Here is a 17,387-nt window from a genome sequence, read left to right on the forward strand (position 1 = left end):
GCGCGCTACAGCCCGGTCTCGAAGAAGCGGCCCAGGCGCTGCGGCAACCACCCCAGGTGCGCCGGAAAGGCGCCCGTCGGAAAGCCGGCATGGCCGCCGTCCGTGGGTTGGTGCAGCAGGATGCTCGACGAGCATTCGTCCGGCTTGGGCAACGCGCTGGCCGGAATGAATGGATCGTTCAGCGCATTGAGCACCAGCGTCGGCACCGATATCTGCGGCAGCCACGGCTTGCTGGACGCGCGGGTCCAGTAATCGAGGGCATTGCGGAACCCGTGCATCGGCGCGGTGTAGGCGTCATCGAAATCGCGCAGGTCGCGCGCATGGGCGATGCGCATGACGTCGATGGCGCCCGGATAGCGATGGGCCTTTTCCAGCACCTTGTGCTTGAGCGTTTTGAGGAAATGGCCCGTATAGACCTTGCGGTTGAAGAACCCCGTGGACAGGGTCTTGCCGCAGGCCACCAGGTCCAGGGGCACGGACACGCCGGCGCACGCGGTCAGCCAGGAGGTGTCTTCGTGGTGTTCGCCCAGGTACTTGAGCAGCGCATTGCCGCCCAGCGATACGCCCACGGCGTGCCAGCGTGCATGCGGAATGCGGTCGCGCACCGTCTTGAGCAGGAAGCCGACCTCGGCGGAATCGCCGGAATAATAGGCCCGCGCCAGGCGGTTGGGCACACCCGAGCAGCCGCGGAAATGCGCAATGACGACGATCCAGCCGCGCGCCCGGAAATGATGCGCGATGGACTGCGCATAGCGGCTGTTGCTGCCGCCTTCCAGGCCATGGAACAGCAGCAGGGCAGGGGTGTCGGCGGTTTGCGGCAGCGATTTCCAGTCGGCGTCGGTCATCCAGCGGGCCGCGGCGGTCTTGCCGTTGGCCACGGGGCCTTGTCCGCTGACCGGCGCGCCGTCGGCCGCCTTGTGAGGGAACAGCCCGGGGCCGGTCCAGTCGAAATCGACGAAATCGGTGTCAGGCGTTTCGACGCGGTCGCGCACGAAAGCGATGCGGTGGTACTGCGCGAACAGCGCGGCGTAGACCGTCTGGGCATCGCCTCCGGGCAACCAGGAGGGAACAGGGCAGGGCGTGGTATCGAAACGAGCAGCAGCCAAAAAAATCCACCCGCCTTCAGTGCAGCATGTCGGGTACGTCGTGCAAGTCGAGCACTCCGGCTTCCGTAGGCGCCGACGAGGCATGGTGCATGACCATGCGCCAGCCGGTGGGGCCCTTGTGGTAGATGTTCGTGGCGTAGCAGTTGGCGAACTGCGTGCCTTCCCGGGTGCGTACCGCCACTTGCTCGACCAGCACGTGCACCGCGCACATCATGCTCAACATGACCAGCGGGCGCAGCGGGCGGATATGCAGGGGGCCGTTGGCCAGCACGTGTTGCCAGGATTCGTGCACCGCCGAGTGGCCGACGATGCGCAGGCCTCCCGGATGGATGCAGACGACTTCCTCGTCGTCCGCCCACACTTGCATCAGGCGGACGGTGTCCCCCTGCTCAAGGGCTTCGTAGAACGCGTGTTCTGCTTCTTCGGGCGTGGCGAACATGATGGCGGGAACGGTTTGGCGGTTGCGGCGAAGGCTTAGTGGTGGCCGTGCAGCACGGTGCCGGGCTTGAGCCGGTATTCGGCGCCGCAGTAGGCGCAGCGCGCCGAGCCGTTGCGCGCGACGTCCAGGAAGACGCGCGGGTGCATGCTCCACAGCGGGGCCTTGGGGCCGGGACAGAAGACGGGCAGGTCTTCGGCGCCGACTTCAATGACTTCGTGGGGGTGGGGGACGGCGGCCGGGGCAGCAGCGGTCATGGAATTTCCTGAATAAAAATACCGATGGACGGTAGGTTGGGGCAGTAATGCCGCCCTGGCGGGCAGGGCGGCGCGAATCAGACTTTGCTCAGCCAGTGATGGTACTTCGGGTTGCGGCCATTCACCATGTCAAAAAACGCTTTCTGGAGTTTCTCGGTGATGGGGCCGCGCCGGCCCGAGCCGATCTGGCGGTTGTCGACCTCGCGGATCGGCGTGACTTCGGCGGCGGTGCCGGTGAAGAAAGCCTCGTCGGCGATGTAGACGTCGTCGCGGGTCAGGCGTTTGGTAACAATGCGCAAGCCGAAGTCGGCCGCCAGGGCGTGGATGGTCAAGCGGGTGATGCCGGTCAGGGCCGAGGCGATCTCGGGCTCGCAGAGCACGCCGTCCTTGACGATGAACAGGTTTTCGCCCGAGCCTTCGGCCACGAAGCCTTCGGTGTCCAGCAGCAGGGCTTCGTCGTAGCCGTCCTGCAGGGCCTCGGTATTGGCCAGGATCGAGTTGGCGTAGGTGGTGGCCACCTTGGCGCGTGGCATCGTCACGTTGACGTGCTGGCGGGCGAACGACGACACCTTGACCCGGATGCCCTGCGACAGGGCTTCTTCGCCCAGGTAGGCGCCCCAGGGCCAGGCAGCGATCGCCACGTGCACCTTGGCGCCCTTGGGCGACACGCCCATTTTTTCGGGGCCGTAGAACACCAGCGGCCGCAGGTAGGCGGATTCGAGCTTGTTCTCGCGCACCACCATCCGCTGGGCCTCGTTGATCGTGTCGCGATCGAAGGGCATCGGGATCTGGTAGATGTGCGCCGAATTGAAGAGGCGGTTGGTGTGGTCTTCGAGACGGAAGATCGCCGTGCCGATCTCGGCGTGGTAGGCGCGCACGCCTTCGAAGACCGACAGGCCGTAGTGCAGGGAGTGCGTCAGGACGTGCGTGGTCGCGTCGCGCCAGGGCACGAGTTTGCCGTCATACCAGATGAAGCCATCGCGGTCAGCCATCGACATGGTCTGCTCCCTCTCAATGTGAGGGCCGTATTGTATCAAGCGGCGAGGTTACAATAGGCCCCTATTCGCGCACCGGCGTGGTGCCTCCGGGCCTTCCGCGGGCCCGGCGGGCGAGCAGGTTGTCGTGCGTTTCCTTCCATAGAGTCTCCATGTCGTCCTGTCCGAATACCCAGGGGTCCGCCGTTGTCCTCTGAGTCCGCGTTGTCCGATACCGAAGATCCGCGGGTGGCCCGCCAGGAGCGCATCGCCGCGTTCCGATCCGGGGTGCACGCCATCGTGCCGGCCCTGATCGCCACCGCGACCTGGGGCCTGGTGACCGGCGTTGCCATGGTCAAGTCCGGACTGACCGAATCCATGGCCCTGGCCATGACCCTGCTGCTATACGCCGGCTCGGCCCAGCTCACCTCTTTGCCCCTGATCGCCACCGGCGCGCCGCTGTGGCTGATCTTCGCCGCGGGCTGCGTGGTGAACCTGCGCTTCCTGATCTTCGGCGCCGCGCTGCAACCCTATTTCCGCCACCTGTCCTGGCCCAAGCGCCTGGGTCTGGGTTACTTCACCACGGACATGGGCTTCGTGCTGTTCATGCCCCGGTTCGGCGACGCCGCCGAGCGCGGCACCCGCGAACAGCTCTGGTACTTCATCGGCGCGGTTGCCCCTGGCTGGGTCGTCTGGCAGACCTCGTCCATTGTGGGCATCTACCTGGGTACCATGGTGCCGGCCGGCTGGTCGCTGGACTTCGCGGCGGTGCTTGCGCTCTTGGCCATCACGGTGCCGCTGGCCAATTCCAAGCCCATGCTGGTGTCGATGCTGGCCGCCGGCGTGGTGGCCTGGACCGGCCAGGTGCTACCGCTGCGTCTGGGCCTGGCTGCCGCGGTCATCGCCGGCGTCGTCGCCGGCATGTGGGCGGAACGTTTCTTCAAGGCGCGCCAATGACCCTCTGGCCTTCCGAGATCTACGTCTATTCGGCCATCCTGCTGCTGGCGCTGTGCAGCGTGCTGACCCGCGCCGGCTTCATGCTGTTCGGCGACTACATTCCCTTGCCCGACGGCGTGCGCCGCGCCCTGCGCTACGCGCCGGCGGCCGCGCTCACCGCCATCGTGGTGCCGGACCTGCTGCCCTGGAAAGCAGGGCTGGGTCCGATATTCGACTACAAACTGGTGGCCGGCATCGTAGCCATCCTGGTGTTCCTGCGCACCCGCAGCGCGGTGCTGGTCATCGTCGTCGGCATGGTGGTCCTGTGGGGCTTGCGCTGGCTGGCCGGCTGATGGCCGTGCTTGCTATGCTTGGTGTCCGCTGGGTGGACACTAAGGTTGCGCGGCAGACCCCGCCCGGCAGGGGGCGGGGCCGGTCCGCGGCGCATTCCTGACACGCGCTTGCCCGTGTGGTAGGCCGGCTGCGCTAAAATCAACTTATCCACAGCAATCCGGGCCTGGTACTGCCCTCATAAGTATCGAAACCAGAATGCGCCGCCTGGCCTGCAAGGCAGGGTGCAGATTGCCCGTGACGCGCGTTGCGCGCCTGGGTGGTTTGCACGTGGCCGCGTGAGCGTGGCGCGCGTTCCGGTTGTCCCGATGCATATGTAGTGCAGTGCTCGAAGCACTCTCGTTTTGTTCTTTTTCAATGGTCCCGGTATCTGCCAAACCCTGATGACTGAATCCACTCAATCCGCAGCACCCACCGCCGCAGCGCCCGCGCCGACGCCCACGTTCTCCGACTTCGGGCTGCATCCCCTGCTGTTGCAATCGATCGCCGAAACCGGCTACACCACGCCCACCCCCATCCAGGCCCAAGCCATCCCCGTCGTGGTGGAAGGGCGCGACGTCATGGGCGCGGCCCAGACCGGCACGGGCAAGACGGCGGCGTTCACGCTGCCCATCCTGCATCGCCTGATGCCGCTGGCCAACACCAGCGCCTCGCCCGCGCGGCACCCGGTGCGCGCGCTGATCCTCACGCCCACCCGCGAGCTGGCGGACCAGGTCTACGAAAGCGTCAAGCGCTACAGCAAGCAGACGCCCCTGCGTTCTGCGGTTGTGTTCGGCGGTGTCGATATCGGGCCTCAGAAAGAAGCGCTGCGCCGCGGCTGCGAAGTCCTGGTGGCTACCCCGGGCCGCCTGCTCGACCACGTCGAGCAAAAGAACGTGAACCTGAGCCAGGTCGGCATCCTGGTGCTGGACGAAGCCGACCGCATGCTGGACATGGGCTTTCTGCCCGACCTGGAACGCATCATCCGCTTGTTGCCCGCGCAGCGTCAGGGTCTGCTGTTCTCGGCTACCTTCAGCAACGAAATCCGCAAGCTCGGCCGTTCGTACCTGAACCACCCGGTGGAAATCGAAGTCGCGGCGCGCAACGCCACGGCCACCACCATCACGCAGATCGCCTACAAGATGGCGGGCGACAAGAAGCGCGCCGCCGTCGTGCACCTGGTGAAGTCGCGCGGCCTGAAGCAGGTCATCGTGTTCTCGAACACCAAGATCGGCACGGCGCGCCTGGCGCGTGAACTCGAGCGCGACGGCGTCAAGGCCGAATCCATTCACGGCGACAAGACCCAGGCCGACCGCATGAAGGCGCTTGAAGCCTTCAAGGCCGGCGAACTCGAAGTCCTGGTCGCCACCGACGTGGCGGCTCGCGGCCTGGACGTGGCCGGCGTGCCTTGCGTCATCAACTACGACCTGCCGTACAACGCCGAAGACTACGTGCACCGCATCGGCCGTACCGGCCGCGCAGGCGCCTCCGGCGAAGCCATCGCTCTGTTCACGCCTGACGAAGAGCGCTTCCTGCTCGACATCGAAAAGCTCATCAAGCGCGAAGTGCCGCGCGGCACGCTGGATGTGCCCGCCGACCTGGTCGCCCGTAGCCATGGCCGCGGTGAAGAGCGTGGTTCCTCGTCGCGCGAAGGCCGTGAAGGCCGCGAAGGCCGTGAGGGCGGCCGCGAGCGCGGCGGCCGTTCGTCGGACCGGCGTTCGGGTGGCGGCTACGGCTCGAATTCGTCGCGCCAGCCCGTGGACGATTTCTTCCTCAAGCCCTACGAACCTTCGGCCGCTTCGGCACCCGCCGAAGAACAGGCGCCGCGCCAGAACGGCAATTCGACCGCGCCCAAGCGCCAGGTTGCCGTCTTGCTCGGCGGCAGCCGGAAATAACGCCCTCACGCCGCCCGCACTGCGTGCGCTAGCAGCCCCCGAAAGGGGGCTTTTTTGATGCGCCGCCCCAAAAGAGAACGCGCCCTTGCAGGGCGCTTTTTGTTTGCCGGCAATTTAGGCGCGGACGTGTCAGGCGGCAAGCAGCCTGGGCAAGTCGGGCAGGGCCGACGTCACCACCGGGCTGTGTTCGTCCAGGCTTTCCAGCAGGCGTTCCAGGTGGCCGATGTGCGGCAGCATGGGGCCGTAGAAAACCACGCGGCCGCCGATCTGGACCAGCAGGGTGGGGAAGTTCTCGACGTCGACTTCGCCCAGCAATTCGGCGTGATCCTCGATGTCGATCCAGGCGAACACATGCTGCCGGAAGGTGCCGGACAGCGTGCGCAGCTTGGGTTTGTATTCCTCGCAGGTATCGCACCAAGCGGCGCAGAAACAGGCGACGAGCCAGGCCTGGGGCGAAGCCGCCAGTTGGGCGCGCAGGGCGGAGAGATCGGAGCCGGGTACTAGGAGCGTCATACGAGCGAAGGCAGGCGTGTTTGACTATCATACCCGGGATGCCCACCTTTCATTTCCGATGCCATGACTGCCTTGCGCACTGATTCCCAACCCGCCGGCGCCGGCCGTTTTACCGGCCCCGCGGGCAGCGTCGCGCAGGCTTTCAAGCGCGCGCTGGTGTCCCAATGCCACCCGACGATGCTGTTCGCGGTGCTGCTGCCTTTCCTGATCGCGCTGGTCGGCGCGTTCCTGCTGCTCTGGTTGTTCTGGACGCCCCTGACCGACTGGCTGCGGGTCGAAGCCTCGCACTGGGACTTCGTCAACCGCACGGACGAATGGCTGGTGGCGATGGGGCTGTTCTCGCTCAAGATCTACCTGATTCCCGTGATCGCCGCGGCCATCCTGTTGCCGGTGTCCGGCATCCTGGGCCTGGCCATCGCCGCCGTCTTCGTCATGCCGCTGGTGCTGCGTCACGTGGGCCAGCGCGAATACGCCGGCCTGGCTCACCAGGGCAGGTTTTCCACCGCCGTCAGCGTCTGGAACGCGGTCTGGGTGTCGGCGGCATTCGCCGCCGGCTGGCTGCTGACTTTGCCCTTGTGGCTGGTGCCGCCCATGGCCGTGGTGCTGTCGGTGTTCTGGTGGGCCTTCGCGTTCTCGCGCATGATGCGGCTGGACGCCATCGTCGAACACGCCAGCCCCGCCGAGCGCAAGATCATCCTGAAGCGCAACAACGGCGGCTTCTGGGTCATCGGCCTGATCTGCTCGCTGCTCAACCTGCTGCCGCCGGCCTGGATCATCCTGCCGGTGTTCTCGGCCCTGGTCTACGCGCATTACGGGCTGGACGCCGTCCAGCGCCTGCGCCAGGAACGTACCATCGACGTCGCCTGACGGCGGCGACCCCATTCAACCCGCCTCAATCTGGAACCGGACATGGCTGCAGAATCCGCCTCCCGCCGCATCGGCCTCATTATCGTCGGCGACGAAATCCTGTCGGGCCGCCGGCAGGACAAGCATTTCTCCAAAGTCGTCGAACTGCTGGCCGCCCGCGGCATGCAGCTGAGCTGGGCGGAATTCCTGCCCGACGAGCGCGACACCCTGGTGGCGGCCTACCGGCGCAGCTTCGCGACCGGCGACGTGGTGTTCTCCTGCGGCGGCATCGGCGGCACGCCAGACGACCACACCCGCCAGGCCGCCGCGGCGGCGCTGGACCTGCCGCTGGCCCTGCACCCGGAGGCCGAACAGGCTATCGCCCTGCGCACCGCCGAAATGGCGGCCAAGGGGCAAGGCACGGCCGACATGAGCGCGCCGGAAAACCAGCAGCGGCTGCAGATGGGGGTGTTTCCCGAAGGCTGCGAGATCGTCCCCAACCCCTATAACCGCATTCCGGGCTTTTTCATCCGCGACCACACCTTCGTGCCGGGCTTTCCCGTGATGGCCTGGCCCATGCTCGAATGGACCCTCGACACGCGCTATCGTGCATTGCAGCATGTGCGCCAGCACGCCGAGCATTCCTTCCTGGTGTTCAGCATGCCCGAATCGCGCATCACGCCGGCCATGCAAAGTGTTGAAACCCGCTGGCCGGGCGTGCGCGCCTTCAGCCTGCCCAGCGTGGGCGAGGCGGGCGGCACGCCGCACATCGACCTGGGCGTCAAGGGTGAACCCCAGGCGGCCGCCGAGGCGCTGGCGTTCCTGCGGGCCGAAGTGCTGCGCCTGGGCGGCAAGCTGGCGCCTCCCGCGGCGTGATGGCACAAAACGGGGCGCGTCCCCGTTTTATCCTTGCAAAAAGCGGTTGCCAAACCTGCCGGTAAATTTCACAATACGGGAAAGAACTGTTTGCTGCGTTGCCGCAAGACCGGTCTCTTTCGGTGGCGCCGCGCGAGCCCCTTCCCATCCTATGTCCCGTCTTTCCACCACCCGCAATCCCCTGGACGCCGAGGCCGATGGCGCTTCGTCCCATCCCATCGCGATCCAGGTCATCGAGCGCGCCATGCGCCTGCTCGACGCGCTGGCCGCGCAGCCCGATCCCGTCACGCTCAAGGAATTGTCCGCGACCACGGGCCTGCATGCGTCCACCGCGCACCGCATCCTGAATGATCTGGTCGTGGGCCGTTACGTCGAGCGGGTGGACAACGGCCTCTACCAGCTGGGCATGCGCCTGCTGGAGCTGGGGTCGCTGGTCAAGGGGCGGCTCAACGTTCGCGAGGCCGCTATTTCGGCCATGCGTTCGCTGCACAAGCTCACCGGTCAGACGATCAATCTGTCGGTGCAGCAGGGCGACGAAATCGTCTACATCGACCGCGCCTGGAGCGAACGCTCGGGCATGCAGGTGGTGCGCGCCATCGGCGGCCGCGCGCCCTTGCACCTGACGTCCACCGGCAAGCTGTTCCTGTCCACCGGCGACACGCGCCAAGTGCGCGCCTACGCCTTGCGCACCGGCCTGGCCGGTCACACCCGCAACAGCCTGACCGACCTGGACCGGCTGGAACGCGAGCTGGCGCTGGTTCGCCGCCACGGCTATGCGCGTGACAACGAAGAATTGGAATTGGGCGTGCGCTGCATCGCCGCGGGTATTTTCGACGATACCGGCAAGCTGGTCGCCGGCCTGTCGATTTCGGCGCCCGCCGAGCGCCTGCAAGACGACTGGATCAAGGCCCTGGTCGACACGGCCGCCAGCATCTCCGAAGCGCTGGGCTACGAGCCGTCCGTGTCCAGCGGCTTCAACGGCCTGGGGCTGGCGGCGCAGGCCATGCGGCCCTGATCCGCGGCAGCGCGCGCTGCGCCCCGCAAAAGAAAAAGCCCCGCAAGGGGCTTTTCTTGATTCCGGCGCGAGCCGGTGGGCGTCTGCTCGGCAAACCCGCCGTGGCGGGCCTGCCGGCAGGGGCCAGGTTTATTGCTGCTCGACGCCGGCCTTTTTGAACAGCTCGGCCCATTGCGGCACTTGCTGCTTGACCTTGGCGTCCAGCGCTTGGGGATTCGCTTCGGCGGTCAGCACCGTGGCGCCCAGCTGCTTCATGCGTTCCTGGAACTTGGGATCCGCCAGACCGGCCTGCAGGCTCTTGATCAGCTTGTCCACGACGGGCTTGGGCGTGCCCTTCGGCACCCACATGCCATGCCAGATGCCGACTTCGAAGCCCTTGAAGCCGGACTCGTCCATGGTCGGCAGCTTGGGCAGGGTGGGCACGCGCTGCAGGCTGGTGACGGCGTAGGCCTTGACCTTGCCGCTGTCGATCTGCTGCGTCGTGTTGGTAGTCTGGTCGCAGAGCAGGTCCACCTGCTTGCCCAGCAGGTCGTTCATGGCCGGCGCGGTGCCCTTGTACGGGATGGTCAGCAGTTGCACGCCCAGGGCTTCGACCAGCATAGTGCCGCACAGGTGGCTGGCGGCGCCGATGCCGGCGTTGGCCAGCGAGACCTTGTCCTTGTTCTTTTTGACGTACTCGGCCAGTTCCTGGATGGTGTTGGGCGGGAAGTCCGAACGGGCAATGATGGTCATGGGCACATCGACCACCAGGCCGATGGGTTCGAAACTCTTGTAGGGGTCGTACCCCGGATTCTTGTACAGGGACGGCGCGGTCGAGAAGCCGGCGTGCATCAGCAGCACCGAATAGCCGTCCGGCTGGGCGCGGGCCACTTGCGTGGTGCCGATGGTGCCGCCCGCGCCACCCTTGTTTTCGACCACGACGGTCTGGCCCAGCGAGTGCCGCATGGCTTCAGCCAGCGAACGCGCGACGTTGTCCGTCGGACCGCCGGCGGCGAAAGGCACCACCATATTGATGGGGCGTTCCGGGAATTCCGCGTGGGCGGCGCCGGCCGCGAGCATGGCGCTGGCCGCGAGCAGGGCCGAAAGCGTGCGGGGGATGAAGGTCATGAAGTCTCCGATTGCAGGGGGTTTTGCTTGCTGCGATGTGTTTTTGATCGCTGACTTATCGTTTGTGTTTGTCTGTCATCAGCGTGCAAGCAGTGTAGAAAAGAATTGATACGCCGTCATGTCCGGTATTTCCCGAATCATGGGAAATCCTTGCGCGGGATCAACCCCCTGCGCGGGCGTGCACTGTTAAAGTGCAAATAGTTGTTGCGTTGCACCAATATTGCTTGACAAGGTTTTTTTGGCCCGTAGAATGTGAATTGTGCAGTGCATCAAACGGGCCGGCGGTAGCTTGTAGTACCAGTTTCCGCGCACGTTCTTATCGTTTCGTCGCAGACACCATCCTTACCTGCCGGAAAGCCTCCGGCTACCCCTAAAAGGAGCAATTCTATGAGCGCTATTCCGCAGCAAGTCCTGGACCGTCAACAAGCCAGCATCAACACGTTCGTGGCCGCCCAGTCGGCTGTGTTCGCCGGTTTCGAAAAGCTGGTCGAGCTGAACCTGAAGGTCGTTCGCGCCACCCTGGACGAAGTCGCCCAGAAGTCGCAGCAAGCCGCCTCCGTCAAGGATCCGCAAGAAGCCGCGGCTTTCGCCTCCGGCCTGTTGCAACCGGGCGCCGAAAAGGCCCTGGCCTACACCAAGCACGTGTATGACATCGTTGCCGGCGTGCAGGGCAACCTGGTCAAGCTGACCGAAGAACAAATCGCCGAAGGCCAACAGCAACTGACCGACGCCGTCGAGCAGTTCTCCAAGAACGCCCCCACGGGTTCGGAAAGCGCCGTCGCCCTGATCAAGTCGTCGTTGGCCACCGCCAACAGCGCCTACGATTCGCTGACCAAGGCCGCCAAGCAAGCCGCCGAAGTCGCCGAGTCCAACCTGAATGCCGCCGCCAACGCGACCTTCAAGGCCGCGACGGATGCCGCCGACGCCGCCACCAAGGTTGCCAGCCGCAGCCGCCGCAGCGCCTAAGTATTTGGCGCGCAGTGCTGCGCAAATCGCAGTTATGTAGTACTGTTGAGTGACAGAGCAGAGCTGGAATTAGGGCCACCCTTCGGGTGGCCTCTTTTTTTGCCTGCGCTGCGGACGCCGGGGGCGCGATGCCCGGGCCAGGCCTGTGGCGTCACTGGCGGGCGATGGCCCGCACGCATTCGCCCACCAGGGCGGGGCCGCGGTAGATCAGGCCCGTGTACAGCTGCACGGCATCGGCGCCGGCCTGCATTTTTTCCTGCGCCTGACGGCCCGACAGCACCCCGCCCACGCCGATGATCGCCAGGCTGTCGCCCAGGCGCTCCTTCAGGCGGCGGATCACCGCCAGCGACAGTTCATGCACCGGCGCGCCCGACAGGCCGCCAGCTTCTTCGGCGTGCGCCATGCCCGTGACGGCGTCGCGCGACAGCGTGGTGTTGGTGGCGATCACGCCGTCGATGCCGTGGCGGGGCAGGGCATCGGCGATGGCGTCGATCTGTTCCGTCGTCAGGTCGGGGGCGATCTTCACCGCCATTGGCACGCGGCGCTGATGCTGGTCTTCCAGCGCGCGGCGCTTGTCCGCCAGTTGCGCCAGCAGCGCCGACAACTCGTCGCCGCCTTGCAGGGCGCGCAGGTTCTTGGTGTTGGGCGACGAGATGTTCACCGTCACGTAGTCGGCGTGAGGATAGACCCCCGCCAACCCGATCAGGTAGTCGTCGGCCGCGCGTTCGATCGGGGTGTCGGCGTTCTTGCCGATGTTCAGCCCCAGGATGCCGCCTTGCTTGCGCCATTGGCTGCGCTGCACATTGGCCAGAAAGGCGTCCAGGCCCTGGTTGTTGAAGCCCAGGCGGTTGATCAGCGCATTGGCGCGCGGCAGCCGGAACATGCGCGGCTTGGGGTTGCCCGGCTGGGCGCGCGGGGTCACCGTGCCGACTTCCACGAAACCGAATCCCAGATTGCCCAGCGCGTCGATATAGGCGCCGTTCTTGTCCAGCCCCGCGGCCAAGCCGATCGGGTTGGCCAATTGCAGGCCCATGAGCGTGCAGGGCGCCTTGGGCTGCGCATGCAGCAGCTTGCGGGTCGCGCCGCAATCATAGGCCCGCTGCAGTCCCGACAGGGTAACTTCGTGGGCGGTTTCCGCGTCCATGGCGAACAGCGCCGGGCGGGCCAGGGGGTAGGCGTGGAAAAGGATCGACATGGAGCGGGATTGTAAAGCGTCTTTGGCCGGCTCAGCCGCCCGCCGGCGGCCCGTGGGCGGTCAAGCGTGCCGGGCTCAGGCCGGATCGCCGGGCAGGGCGCCGGCCGGCGTGGCGGAGGCGGGGGCGTCGCCCCAGGCGCCGTCGATCAGGTATTGGGCCGGGTGGAAGCTGGCCTTGTAGGACATCTTGCGGCTGTCCTCGATCCAGTAGCCCAGGTACAGCCAGGGCAGGTTCAGGGTGCGGCACTGCTCGATCTGCCACAGGATGCTGTAGGTGCCCAGGCTGCCCGCGATGTCGGGGTCGTAGAAGGTGTAGACGGACGACAGGCCGTCGTCCAGCACGTCGATGATGGACACCATCATCAGCACGCCAGCGGGGTCGCGGAATTCGACCAGCCGGGTATTGACGCGGCTGGTCAGGAGAAACTGCGCGTATTGGGTGCGGCTGTCTTCGTCCATGCCGCCGCCGGGATGACGGCCCTGCTGGTAGCGGGTGTACAGCCGGTAGTGCTCGGGCGACCAGGCCAGTTCCGCCACGAATGATTGCAGGCCGCGATGATCGCGCCAGGCGCGGCGTTGGCTGCGGTTGGGGGCGAAGCCGGCGGTGTCGACCCGCACCGGCACACAGGCGTGGCAGTTGTCGCAATGCGGACGGTAGGTGAACAGGCCGCTGCGGCGAAAACCCTGCTCCACCAGTTGGGAATACGTGCCGGCGTTGATCAGGTGCCCGGGCGCGGCCACCTGCGACCGAGCCTGGCGTCCCGGCAGGTAGCTGCAAGGGTAGGGTGCGGTCGCGTAGAACTGCAGCGTGGAGAAAGGTAATTCTTTTAGCTGGCTCATCTGGGGTCCCGGCGTGCGGCGCCAAGTCCGTGACGGGATGCATACATATTAACGCTTAACCCGGGGCGGCAGGTTCCGCGTCGGCGGCCAGGGGAATCAGCCTGCCGGCGCTGTCCAGCCGGCCGGGTGTCCAGTCGATGGCCGGCGCGGCCGTGGCGGCGCGCACATGCGACAGGAAGCGCGAGCGCGGCACGGGCTGCGCGCCCAGGCTGGCCAGGTGGCGCGTCTGCTGCTGGCAGTCGATCCATTGCACCCCTTGGGCGCTGACGTACCGGATCAGGTAGGCCAGCGCGATCTTGGAGGCGTTGGGGACGCGGGTGAACATGGACTCGCCGAAGAACATGCGGCCCAGGCTGATGCCGTAGAGACCGCCGGCCAGCTCGCCGTCGATCCAGGTCTCGATGCTGTGGACATAGCCGGCCGCGTGCCAGGCGCGGTAGGCCTCGCGCATGGCGGCGGTGATCCAGGTGCCGGGCTGGCCGTCGCGCGGCGCGGCGCATTGCGCCATGACCTCGGTAAAGGCCGTGTCGACCCGGACCTCGATGCGCGGCGCGGCCTCATATTCGTGGCTGGCGATCTGGCGCAGCTGCTTGCGCAACGAATGCGAGGGCGCGAAATCCTTGCAGGCCAGCACCATGCGCGGGTCGGGGCTCCACCACAGCACGGGCTCGCCTTCGGAATACCAGGGGAAGATGCCGCTGGAATACGCCTGGATGAGCCGGTCCGTCGACAGGTCCGCGCCGGCCGCCAGCAGGCCATCCGGATCGGTCAACGCGAACTCGGCGGGCGGAAACGGGGTGTCTGCGGCAAGCCAGGGCAGCTTCAACGGTGCGATTCTAGGGTGTAGTGGTGAGGGCCGAATGTGCCGCGCTTGCGGTCCTCGAAGTAGCGTTGCAGCGTGGTGGCCACGGTGCGGAACGCCAGGTCGTCCCAGGGGATGTCGGCCTCGTCGTAGAAGCGGGCTTCCAGGCTTTCCGGGCCGGGATCCAGCTCGGGGCCCAGTACCTCGGCCAGGTAGAACACGTGCACCTGCTCGATCTGCGGCACGTCGATAATGGTGTAGATATCGCCCAACCGGATGCGCGCGCCGGATTCTTCCAGCGTTTCGCGGCCGGCGCCCTGCGCGGTGCTTTCGCCCAATTCCATGAAACCGGCCGGCAGCGTCCAGGTGTTGTAGCGCGGCTCGATCGCGCGGCGGCACAAGAGGATGCGGTTGTCCAGCACCGGCACCGTGCCGACCACCAGGCGCGGGTTCTGGTAATGGATGGCGCCGCAGTGGTCACAGATATCGCGTTCGCGGTTGTCGCCCTCGGGCACCCGGCGGTTCACGGGCGAGCCGCATTGGCTGCAGAAGTTCGCGCGGCGCGGCGCGGGAAAATATTCGAGGGGCGATTTGGCGGTCATGGGGTCGATTCTAACGGCTGCGGCGCCGGCTGGCGCGCCGGGCGGGGACGGCCGGCGTGCGGGTGCCGAAGCGCGCTTCCAGGTGCTCGACGAACGAGCGCACCTTGGGCGACAGGAAGCGCCGGTGCGGGTAGACGGCGTACATGGAAATCGGGGAGTGACCATAATCCTGCAGCAGCGCCACCAGCCGGCCGGCGCGGACGTCGTCGCCCACCAGGAATTCCGGTTGCAGGATCACGCCGTGTCCGGCCAGCGCGGCGGTGCGCAGCACGTCGCCATTGTTGGCGCGCAGCGCGGCATTGACCCGCACCAGATGGGTGGTGCCGTCCTTCTCGAAGTGCCATTCGTTGCCGGTGCTGGCGTAGGCGTAGTGCAGGCAGCGATGCTGCTTCAAGTCTTCGGGCGTGCGCGGGGTGCCGTGGCGTTCCAGGTAGGCGGGAGCTGCGCACACCAGCAATTGTTGCGCCGCCAGCGGTCGCGCCACCAGCGACGAATCCTGCAGCGGCCCGATGCGCACCGCGACGTCGTAGCCGTCCTCGACCAGGTCCACCACCCGGTCGTTCAGGTCCAGGTCGATCACGACGTCCGGATAACGCAGCAGATATTCGGCGATGGCCGGCCCCAGGTGCAGGATGCCGAACGACACCGGCGCGCTGATGCGCAGGCGGCCGCTGGGCGCCTGGCCTTCGGCTTGTAGCGACAATTCCAGATCGGCCACTTCCGCCAGGATCGGCCGCACCCGCTCATAGAAGGCGCGGCCGGCGTCCGTCATGCTGAGCTTGCGGGTGGTGCGGTTCAACAAGCGCACGCCGTATTTTTCTTCCAGGTAGGCGATCTGCCGGGTTACGACGGAACGGGCCTGGCCCAGCTTGTCCGCGGCGGCCGCGAAAGAGCCCAGTTCAACGACCCGGGCGTAGGTCTGCATGGCGGTATGAGTGTCCACGGGGTGTCCTGGATTGTTACCGATCGGGGAACAATAAGTTGCGATTTTGCATGTTTATCTTTGTTTTTGGAATCGCAAGAATAGCGGCCATGAAGAATCTTCCCGTCCTGGGCGATTCGCTCACGGAGAATGCAATGATCGATACCCGTACCGCGCCCTATGCGGCGCTTCTGCTGCGCATTGCGCTGGGCGTGATGTTCCTGGCCCACGGCCTGACCAAGCTGCTGGTGTTCACGCTGCCCGGCACCGCGCAGTTCTTCGCCAAGATCGGCTTTGCGGGCTGGCTGGCCTATCCGGTGACGTTCTTTGAGATCGGCGCCGGCGTCCTGTTGATCCTGGGCGTCGTACCGCGCTGGATCGCCGTCATCGCCACGGTGCAGCTGTTCGTTGCGTCCACGGTCCATTTCGGCAACGGCTGGGGTTTCAGCAACCCCAACGGCGGCTGGGAGTACCCCGTGTTCCTGTCGGTCGCGGCCGCCGTGCTGGCGCTGCTGGGCGACGGCAAGTACGCGCTGGTCAAGAGCGGCCGCGGCTGAGCGCCTCGCGCATCAGTCTGTCAACCAGATTGGACGTCGCACCGGTTTCGGCGGGCACCTAGAATGGGCCGGTCGTACCGGTGTTTTTATCTCTGGAGATTCCATGACGTTCACGCAGCGCGCCTTTGGCGCCATCCTGATTGCCGCCGCCTTGTCGCCCGCCGTGCATGCTTCGCCCGAGCAAGAAGCCGCCAACAAAGAGGCGGTGCTGGCGTTCTACGAGAAAGGCCTGAACCAGAAAGACGCGGATGCCGCCTTGAAGTACGTGGGCGACCGCTATGTGCAGCACAACCCCAACGCGGCTGATGGCCCCGAGGGTTTCCGGAAATTCGTCGCCTTCCTGCGCGACAAGTATCCGCAGTCCAACAGCGAGATCAAGCGGGTCTTCACCGACGGCGACTACGTGATCCTGCACGTGCACGCCGTGCGCGAGCCGGGTACGCGCGGCAATGCCATCATCGACATCTTCCGCCTGGAAAAGGGCAAGATCGTCGAGCACTGGGACGCGGTCCAGCCGATACCCGAGCAGTCCGCCAATACTAATGGCATGTTCTAAGAGGCATTGCGCGGGGGCGCGATCCACGCGGCCAGCAAGGCCTGGCGCATCGCGCCGAAGCTGATCTATGCCGCGGGATTGGCCTGAAAGCCCAACGTCGCGGCCACGTCGGCCTGATCGATCAATCGCAGCGGCGAGGCAGGATAGGCGCCGGGCAACGCGATGCGGATCGCCTGCCCGGGCGCCAGGCCATCCAGCACATCCAGCAACGGTGCACCGTCTTCGGTAGCGAGCCGCTCCAGCAGGGCTGGCAGGTCGCGGTCCAGCACGATGCCGGGCCCCGGCGGAGTCATCGCATATAACTGGCCGGCATCATCCAGCCACCAGCCGCTGACCGTTTCCACGGCCGCATCGGTATGTGTGACCAGCGCACGGCTGTCATCGCTGAGACGTAGCACGTACGGCGCCGCGTCCAATCGCACGTACACGCGCTGCGGCCCGTTCTGGAAAAACCAGCGGCCCGCGTCGTCGTGTTCGTAATTGCGGTTGATGAAACCCAGGATCTGCGTGTTGGTGATCGACTCGCCCGGCCCGCCTTGCGCGGCCAGGCCCTGCGGGTGCAGGCGCCAGCGTCCGCGCGCGTCCAGCGACAGCCAGCCAAACACCGCCGGTACGTCGGGCCAGCGGGCGATGGCGTCTTTCACCGAAGGATCCAT

The 17,387-nt window shown here is 66.1% G+C and carries 21 protein-coding genes; 9 read left to right on the forward strand and 12 right to left on the reverse strand.

The features are described from left to right. Positions 1-5: 5 nt before the first annotated feature. The 4 genes from A9974_RS23305 to A9974_RS23320 all read right to left on the reverse strand — a co-directional run bounded on the left by A9974_RS23305 (position 6) and on the right by A9974_RS23320 (position 2,797). Complete coding sequence (locus A9974_RS23305) at positions 6-1,106, reverse strand: YheT family hydrolase (protein WP_183006586.1); 1,101 nt, start codon at positions 1,104-1,106, stop codon at positions 6-8. A 16-nt stretch (positions 1,107-1,122) separates the two neighbouring features. After that, positions 1,123-1,545, reverse strand: coding sequence for a nuclear transport factor 2 family protein (locus A9974_RS23310; protein ID WP_006393176.1), 423 nt, complete (start codon positions 1,543-1,545; stop codon positions 1,123-1,125). Between the two features lie 35 nt (positions 1,546-1,580). Continuing rightward, positions 1,581-1,799: a zinc-finger domain-containing protein gene (locus A9974_RS23315; protein WP_175190827.1), complete on the reverse strand. Its 219-nt coding sequence runs from the start codon at positions 1,797-1,799 to the stop codon at positions 1,581-1,583. Between the two features lie 77 nt (positions 1,800-1,876). Continuing rightward, a complete protein-coding gene (locus tag A9974_RS23320) occupies positions 1,877-2,797 on the reverse strand; it encodes a branched-chain amino acid transaminase (RefSeq protein WP_183006588.1) in 921 nt (306 codons plus the stop codon). Positions 2,798-2,980: 183 nt separating this feature from the next. On the opposite strand from A9974_RS23320, the gene A9974_RS23325 reads away from it, so the two are divergent. The 3 genes from A9974_RS23325 to A9974_RS23335 all read left to right on the forward strand — a co-directional run bounded on the left by A9974_RS23325 (position 2,981) and on the right by A9974_RS23335 (position 5,934). Next, positions 2,981-3,730, forward strand: a complete 750-nt coding sequence (locus A9974_RS23325) for an AzlC family ABC transporter permease (protein WP_183006590.1) — start codon at positions 2,981-2,983, stop codon at positions 3,728-3,730. Next, on the forward strand, positions 3,727-4,062 hold the full coding sequence (locus A9974_RS23330) for an AzlD domain-containing protein (RefSeq protein WP_025136838.1): 336 nt from the start codon (positions 3,727-3,729) through the stop codon (positions 4,060-4,062). The genes A9974_RS23325 and A9974_RS23330 overlap by 4 nt, the downstream gene beginning before the upstream one ends. A 381-nt stretch (positions 4,063-4,443) precedes the next feature. Continuing rightward, positions 4,444-5,934: a DEAD/DEAH box helicase gene (locus A9974_RS23335; protein WP_183006591.1), complete on the forward strand. Its 1,491-nt coding sequence runs from the start codon at positions 4,444-4,446 to the stop codon at positions 5,932-5,934. A 129-nt stretch (positions 5,935-6,063) separates the two neighbouring features. Here the strand turns inward: A9974_RS23335 and A9974_RS23340 are convergent, their stop codons facing one another. Then, positions 6,064-6,447: a thioredoxin family protein gene (locus tag A9974_RS23340; protein WP_183006593.1), complete on the reverse strand. Its 384-nt coding sequence runs from the start codon at positions 6,445-6,447 to the stop codon at positions 6,064-6,066. A 63-nt stretch (positions 6,448-6,510) separates the two neighbouring features. Between A9974_RS23340 and A9974_RS23345 the strand changes: the two genes are divergently transcribed. From A9974_RS23345 to A9974_RS23355, 3 genes are all read left to right on the forward strand, one after another. Next, positions 6,511-7,314: an EI24 domain-containing protein gene (locus tag A9974_RS23345; protein WP_183006594.1), complete on the forward strand. Its 804-nt coding sequence runs from the start codon at positions 6,511-6,513 to the stop codon at positions 7,312-7,314. 42 nt (positions 7,315-7,356) lie between these two features. Next, positions 7,357-8,169: a molybdopterin-binding protein gene (locus tag A9974_RS23350; protein ID WP_183006596.1), complete on the forward strand. Its 813-nt coding sequence runs from the start codon at positions 7,357-7,359 to the stop codon at positions 8,167-8,169. 151 nt (positions 8,170-8,320) lie between these two features. Further along, entirely contained in the window at positions 8,321-9,184 is an 864-nt protein-coding gene (locus A9974_RS23355; RefSeq protein ID WP_183006597.1) for an IclR family transcriptional regulator, read from the forward strand. A 129-nt stretch (positions 9,185-9,313) separates the two neighbouring features. Here the strand turns inward: A9974_RS23355 and A9974_RS23360 are convergent, their stop codons facing one another. Further along, positions 9,314-10,291: a tripartite tricarboxylate transporter substrate binding protein BugD gene (locus A9974_RS23360; protein WP_183006599.1), complete on the reverse strand. Its 978-nt coding sequence runs from the start codon at positions 10,289-10,291 to the stop codon at positions 9,314-9,316. Between the two features lie 387 nt (positions 10,292-10,678). On the opposite strand from A9974_RS23360, the gene phaP reads away from it, so the two are divergent. Next, positions 10,679-11,257, forward strand: a complete 579-nt coding sequence (gene phaP / locus A9974_RS23365) for a TIGR01841 family phasin (RefSeq protein WP_183006606.1) — start codon at positions 10,679-10,681, stop codon at positions 11,255-11,257. Positions 11,258-11,408: 151 nt separating this feature from the next. On the opposite strand, the gene A9974_RS23370 is transcribed toward phaP, so the two are convergent. The 5 genes from A9974_RS23370 to A9974_RS23390 all read right to left on the reverse strand — a co-directional run bounded on the left by A9974_RS23370 (position 11,409) and on the right by A9974_RS23390 (position 15,639). Continuing rightward, complete coding sequence (locus A9974_RS23370; protein ID WP_183006607.1) at positions 11,409-12,452, reverse strand: quinone-dependent dihydroorotate dehydrogenase; 1,044 nt, start codon at positions 12,450-12,452, stop codon at positions 11,409-11,411. 75 nt (positions 12,453-12,527) lie between these two features. After that, positions 12,528-13,292, reverse strand: coding sequence for an arginyltransferase (locus A9974_RS23375; RefSeq protein ID WP_183006609.1), 765 nt, complete (start codon positions 13,290-13,292; stop codon positions 12,528-12,530). 55 nt (positions 13,293-13,347) lie between these two features. Further along, the gene (gene aat / locus A9974_RS23380) at positions 13,348-14,118 is read right to left on the reverse strand and encodes a leucyl/phenylalanyl-tRNA--protein transferase (protein ID WP_183006611.1); all 771 of its coding nucleotides are present in this window, start codon (positions 14,116-14,118) and stop codon (positions 13,348-13,350) included. After that, the gene (locus tag A9974_RS23385; protein WP_183006612.1) at positions 14,115-14,696 is read right to left on the reverse strand and encodes an NUDIX hydrolase; all 582 of its coding nucleotides are present in this window, start codon (positions 14,694-14,696) and stop codon (positions 14,115-14,117) included. Before A9974_RS23385 ends, aat begins: the two co-directional genes overlap by 4 nt. A 10-nt stretch (positions 14,697-14,706) precedes the next feature. Continuing rightward, entirely contained in the window at positions 14,707-15,639 is a 933-nt protein-coding gene (locus A9974_RS23390; protein WP_370539677.1) for a LysR family transcriptional regulator, read from the reverse strand. Positions 15,640-15,773: 134 nt separating this feature from the next. On the opposite strand from A9974_RS23390, the gene A9974_RS23395 reads away from it, so the two are divergent. Both A9974_RS23395 and A9974_RS23400 read left to right on the forward strand, forming a co-directional pair. Further along, positions 15,774-16,175 (forward strand): DoxX family protein, encoded by a 402-nt coding sequence (locus A9974_RS23395; RefSeq protein ID WP_183006762.1) that lies wholly within the window; start codon positions 15,774-15,776, stop codon positions 16,173-16,175. A gap of 103 nt (positions 16,176-16,278) precedes the next feature. After that, the gene (locus A9974_RS23400; RefSeq protein ID WP_183006613.1) at positions 16,279-16,731 is read left to right on the forward strand and encodes a nuclear transport factor 2 family protein; all 453 of its coding nucleotides are present in this window, start codon (positions 16,279-16,281) and stop codon (positions 16,729-16,731) included. A 65-nt stretch (positions 16,732-16,796) separates the two neighbouring features. On the opposite strand, the gene A9974_RS23405 is transcribed toward A9974_RS23400, so the two are convergent. Then, a complete protein-coding gene (locus A9974_RS23405) occupies positions 16,797-17,387 on the reverse strand; it encodes a DUF2946 family protein (RefSeq protein WP_183006614.1) in 591 nt (196 codons plus the stop codon).

The organism is Achromobacter sp. UMC71 (genome assembly GCF_014170305.1).
In the GTDB taxonomy this organism is placed as follows: domain Bacteria; phylum Pseudomonadota; class Gammaproteobacteria; order Burkholderiales; family Burkholderiaceae_B; genus Achromobacter.

What these genes read in the sequence shown, in the direction of transcription:
- A9974_RS23310 (WP_006393176.1), bottom strand. Translation starts at nt 1,545, where the DNA reads ATGTTCGCCACGCCCGAAGAAGCAGAACACGCGTTCTACGAAGCCCTT.
- A9974_RS23315 (WP_175190827.1), bottom strand. Translation starts at nt 1,799, where the DNA reads ATGACCGCTGCTGCCCCGGCCGCCGTCCCCCACCCCCACGAAGTCATT.
- A9974_RS23320 (WP_183006588.1), bottom strand. Translation starts at nt 2,797, where the DNA reads ATGTCGATGGCTGACCGCGATGGCTTCATCTGGTATGACGGCAAACTC.
- A9974_RS23330 (WP_025136838.1), top strand. Translation starts at nt 3,727, where the DNA reads ATGACCCTCTGGCCTTCCGAGATCTACGTCTATTCGGCCATCCTGCTG.
- A9974_RS23335 (WP_183006591.1), top strand. Translation starts at nt 4,444, where the DNA reads ATGACTGAATCCACTCAATCCGCAGCACCCACCGCCGCAGCGCCCGCG.
- A9974_RS23340 (WP_183006593.1), bottom strand. Translation starts at nt 6,447, where the DNA reads ATGACGCTCCTAGTACCCGGCTCCGATCTCTCCGCCCTGCGCGCCCAA.
- A9974_RS23345 (WP_183006594.1), top strand. Translation starts at nt 6,511, where the DNA reads ATGACTGCCTTGCGCACTGATTCCCAACCCGCCGGCGCCGGCCGTTTT.
- A9974_RS23350 (WP_183006596.1), top strand. Translation starts at nt 7,357, where the DNA reads ATGGCTGCAGAATCCGCCTCCCGCCGCATCGGCCTCATTATCGTCGGC.
- A9974_RS23355 (WP_183006597.1), top strand. Translation starts at nt 8,321, where the DNA reads ATGTCCCGTCTTTCCACCACCCGCAATCCCCTGGACGCCGAGGCCGAT.
- A9974_RS23360 (WP_183006599.1), bottom strand. Translation starts at nt 10,291, where the DNA reads ATGACCTTCATCCCCCGCACGCTTTCGGCCCTGCTCGCGGCCAGCGCC.
- phaP (WP_183006606.1), top strand. Translation starts at nt 10,679, where the DNA reads ATGAGCGCTATTCCGCAGCAAGTCCTGGACCGTCAACAAGCCAGCATC.
- A9974_RS23370 (WP_183006607.1), bottom strand. Translation starts at nt 12,452, where the DNA reads ATGTCGATCCTTTTCCACGCCTACCCCCTGGCCCGCCCGGCGCTGTTC.
- A9974_RS23375 (WP_183006609.1), bottom strand. Translation starts at nt 13,292, where the DNA reads ATGAGCCAGCTAAAAGAATTACCTTTCTCCACGCTGCAGTTCTACGCG.
- A9974_RS23385 (WP_183006612.1), bottom strand. Translation starts at nt 14,696, where the DNA reads ATGACCGCCAAATCGCCCCTCGAATATTTTCCCGCGCCGCGCCGCGCG.
- A9974_RS23395 (WP_183006762.1), top strand. Translation starts at nt 15,774, where the DNA reads ATGATCGATACCCGTACCGCGCCCTATGCGGCGCTTCTGCTGCGCATT.
- A9974_RS23400 (WP_183006613.1), top strand. Translation starts at nt 16,279, where the DNA reads ATGACGTTCACGCAGCGCGCCTTTGGCGCCATCCTGATTGCCGCCGCC.
- A9974_RS23405 (WP_183006614.1), bottom strand. Translation starts at nt 17,387, where the DNA reads ATGGATCCTTCGGTGAAAGACGCCATCGCCCGCTGGCCCGACGTACCG.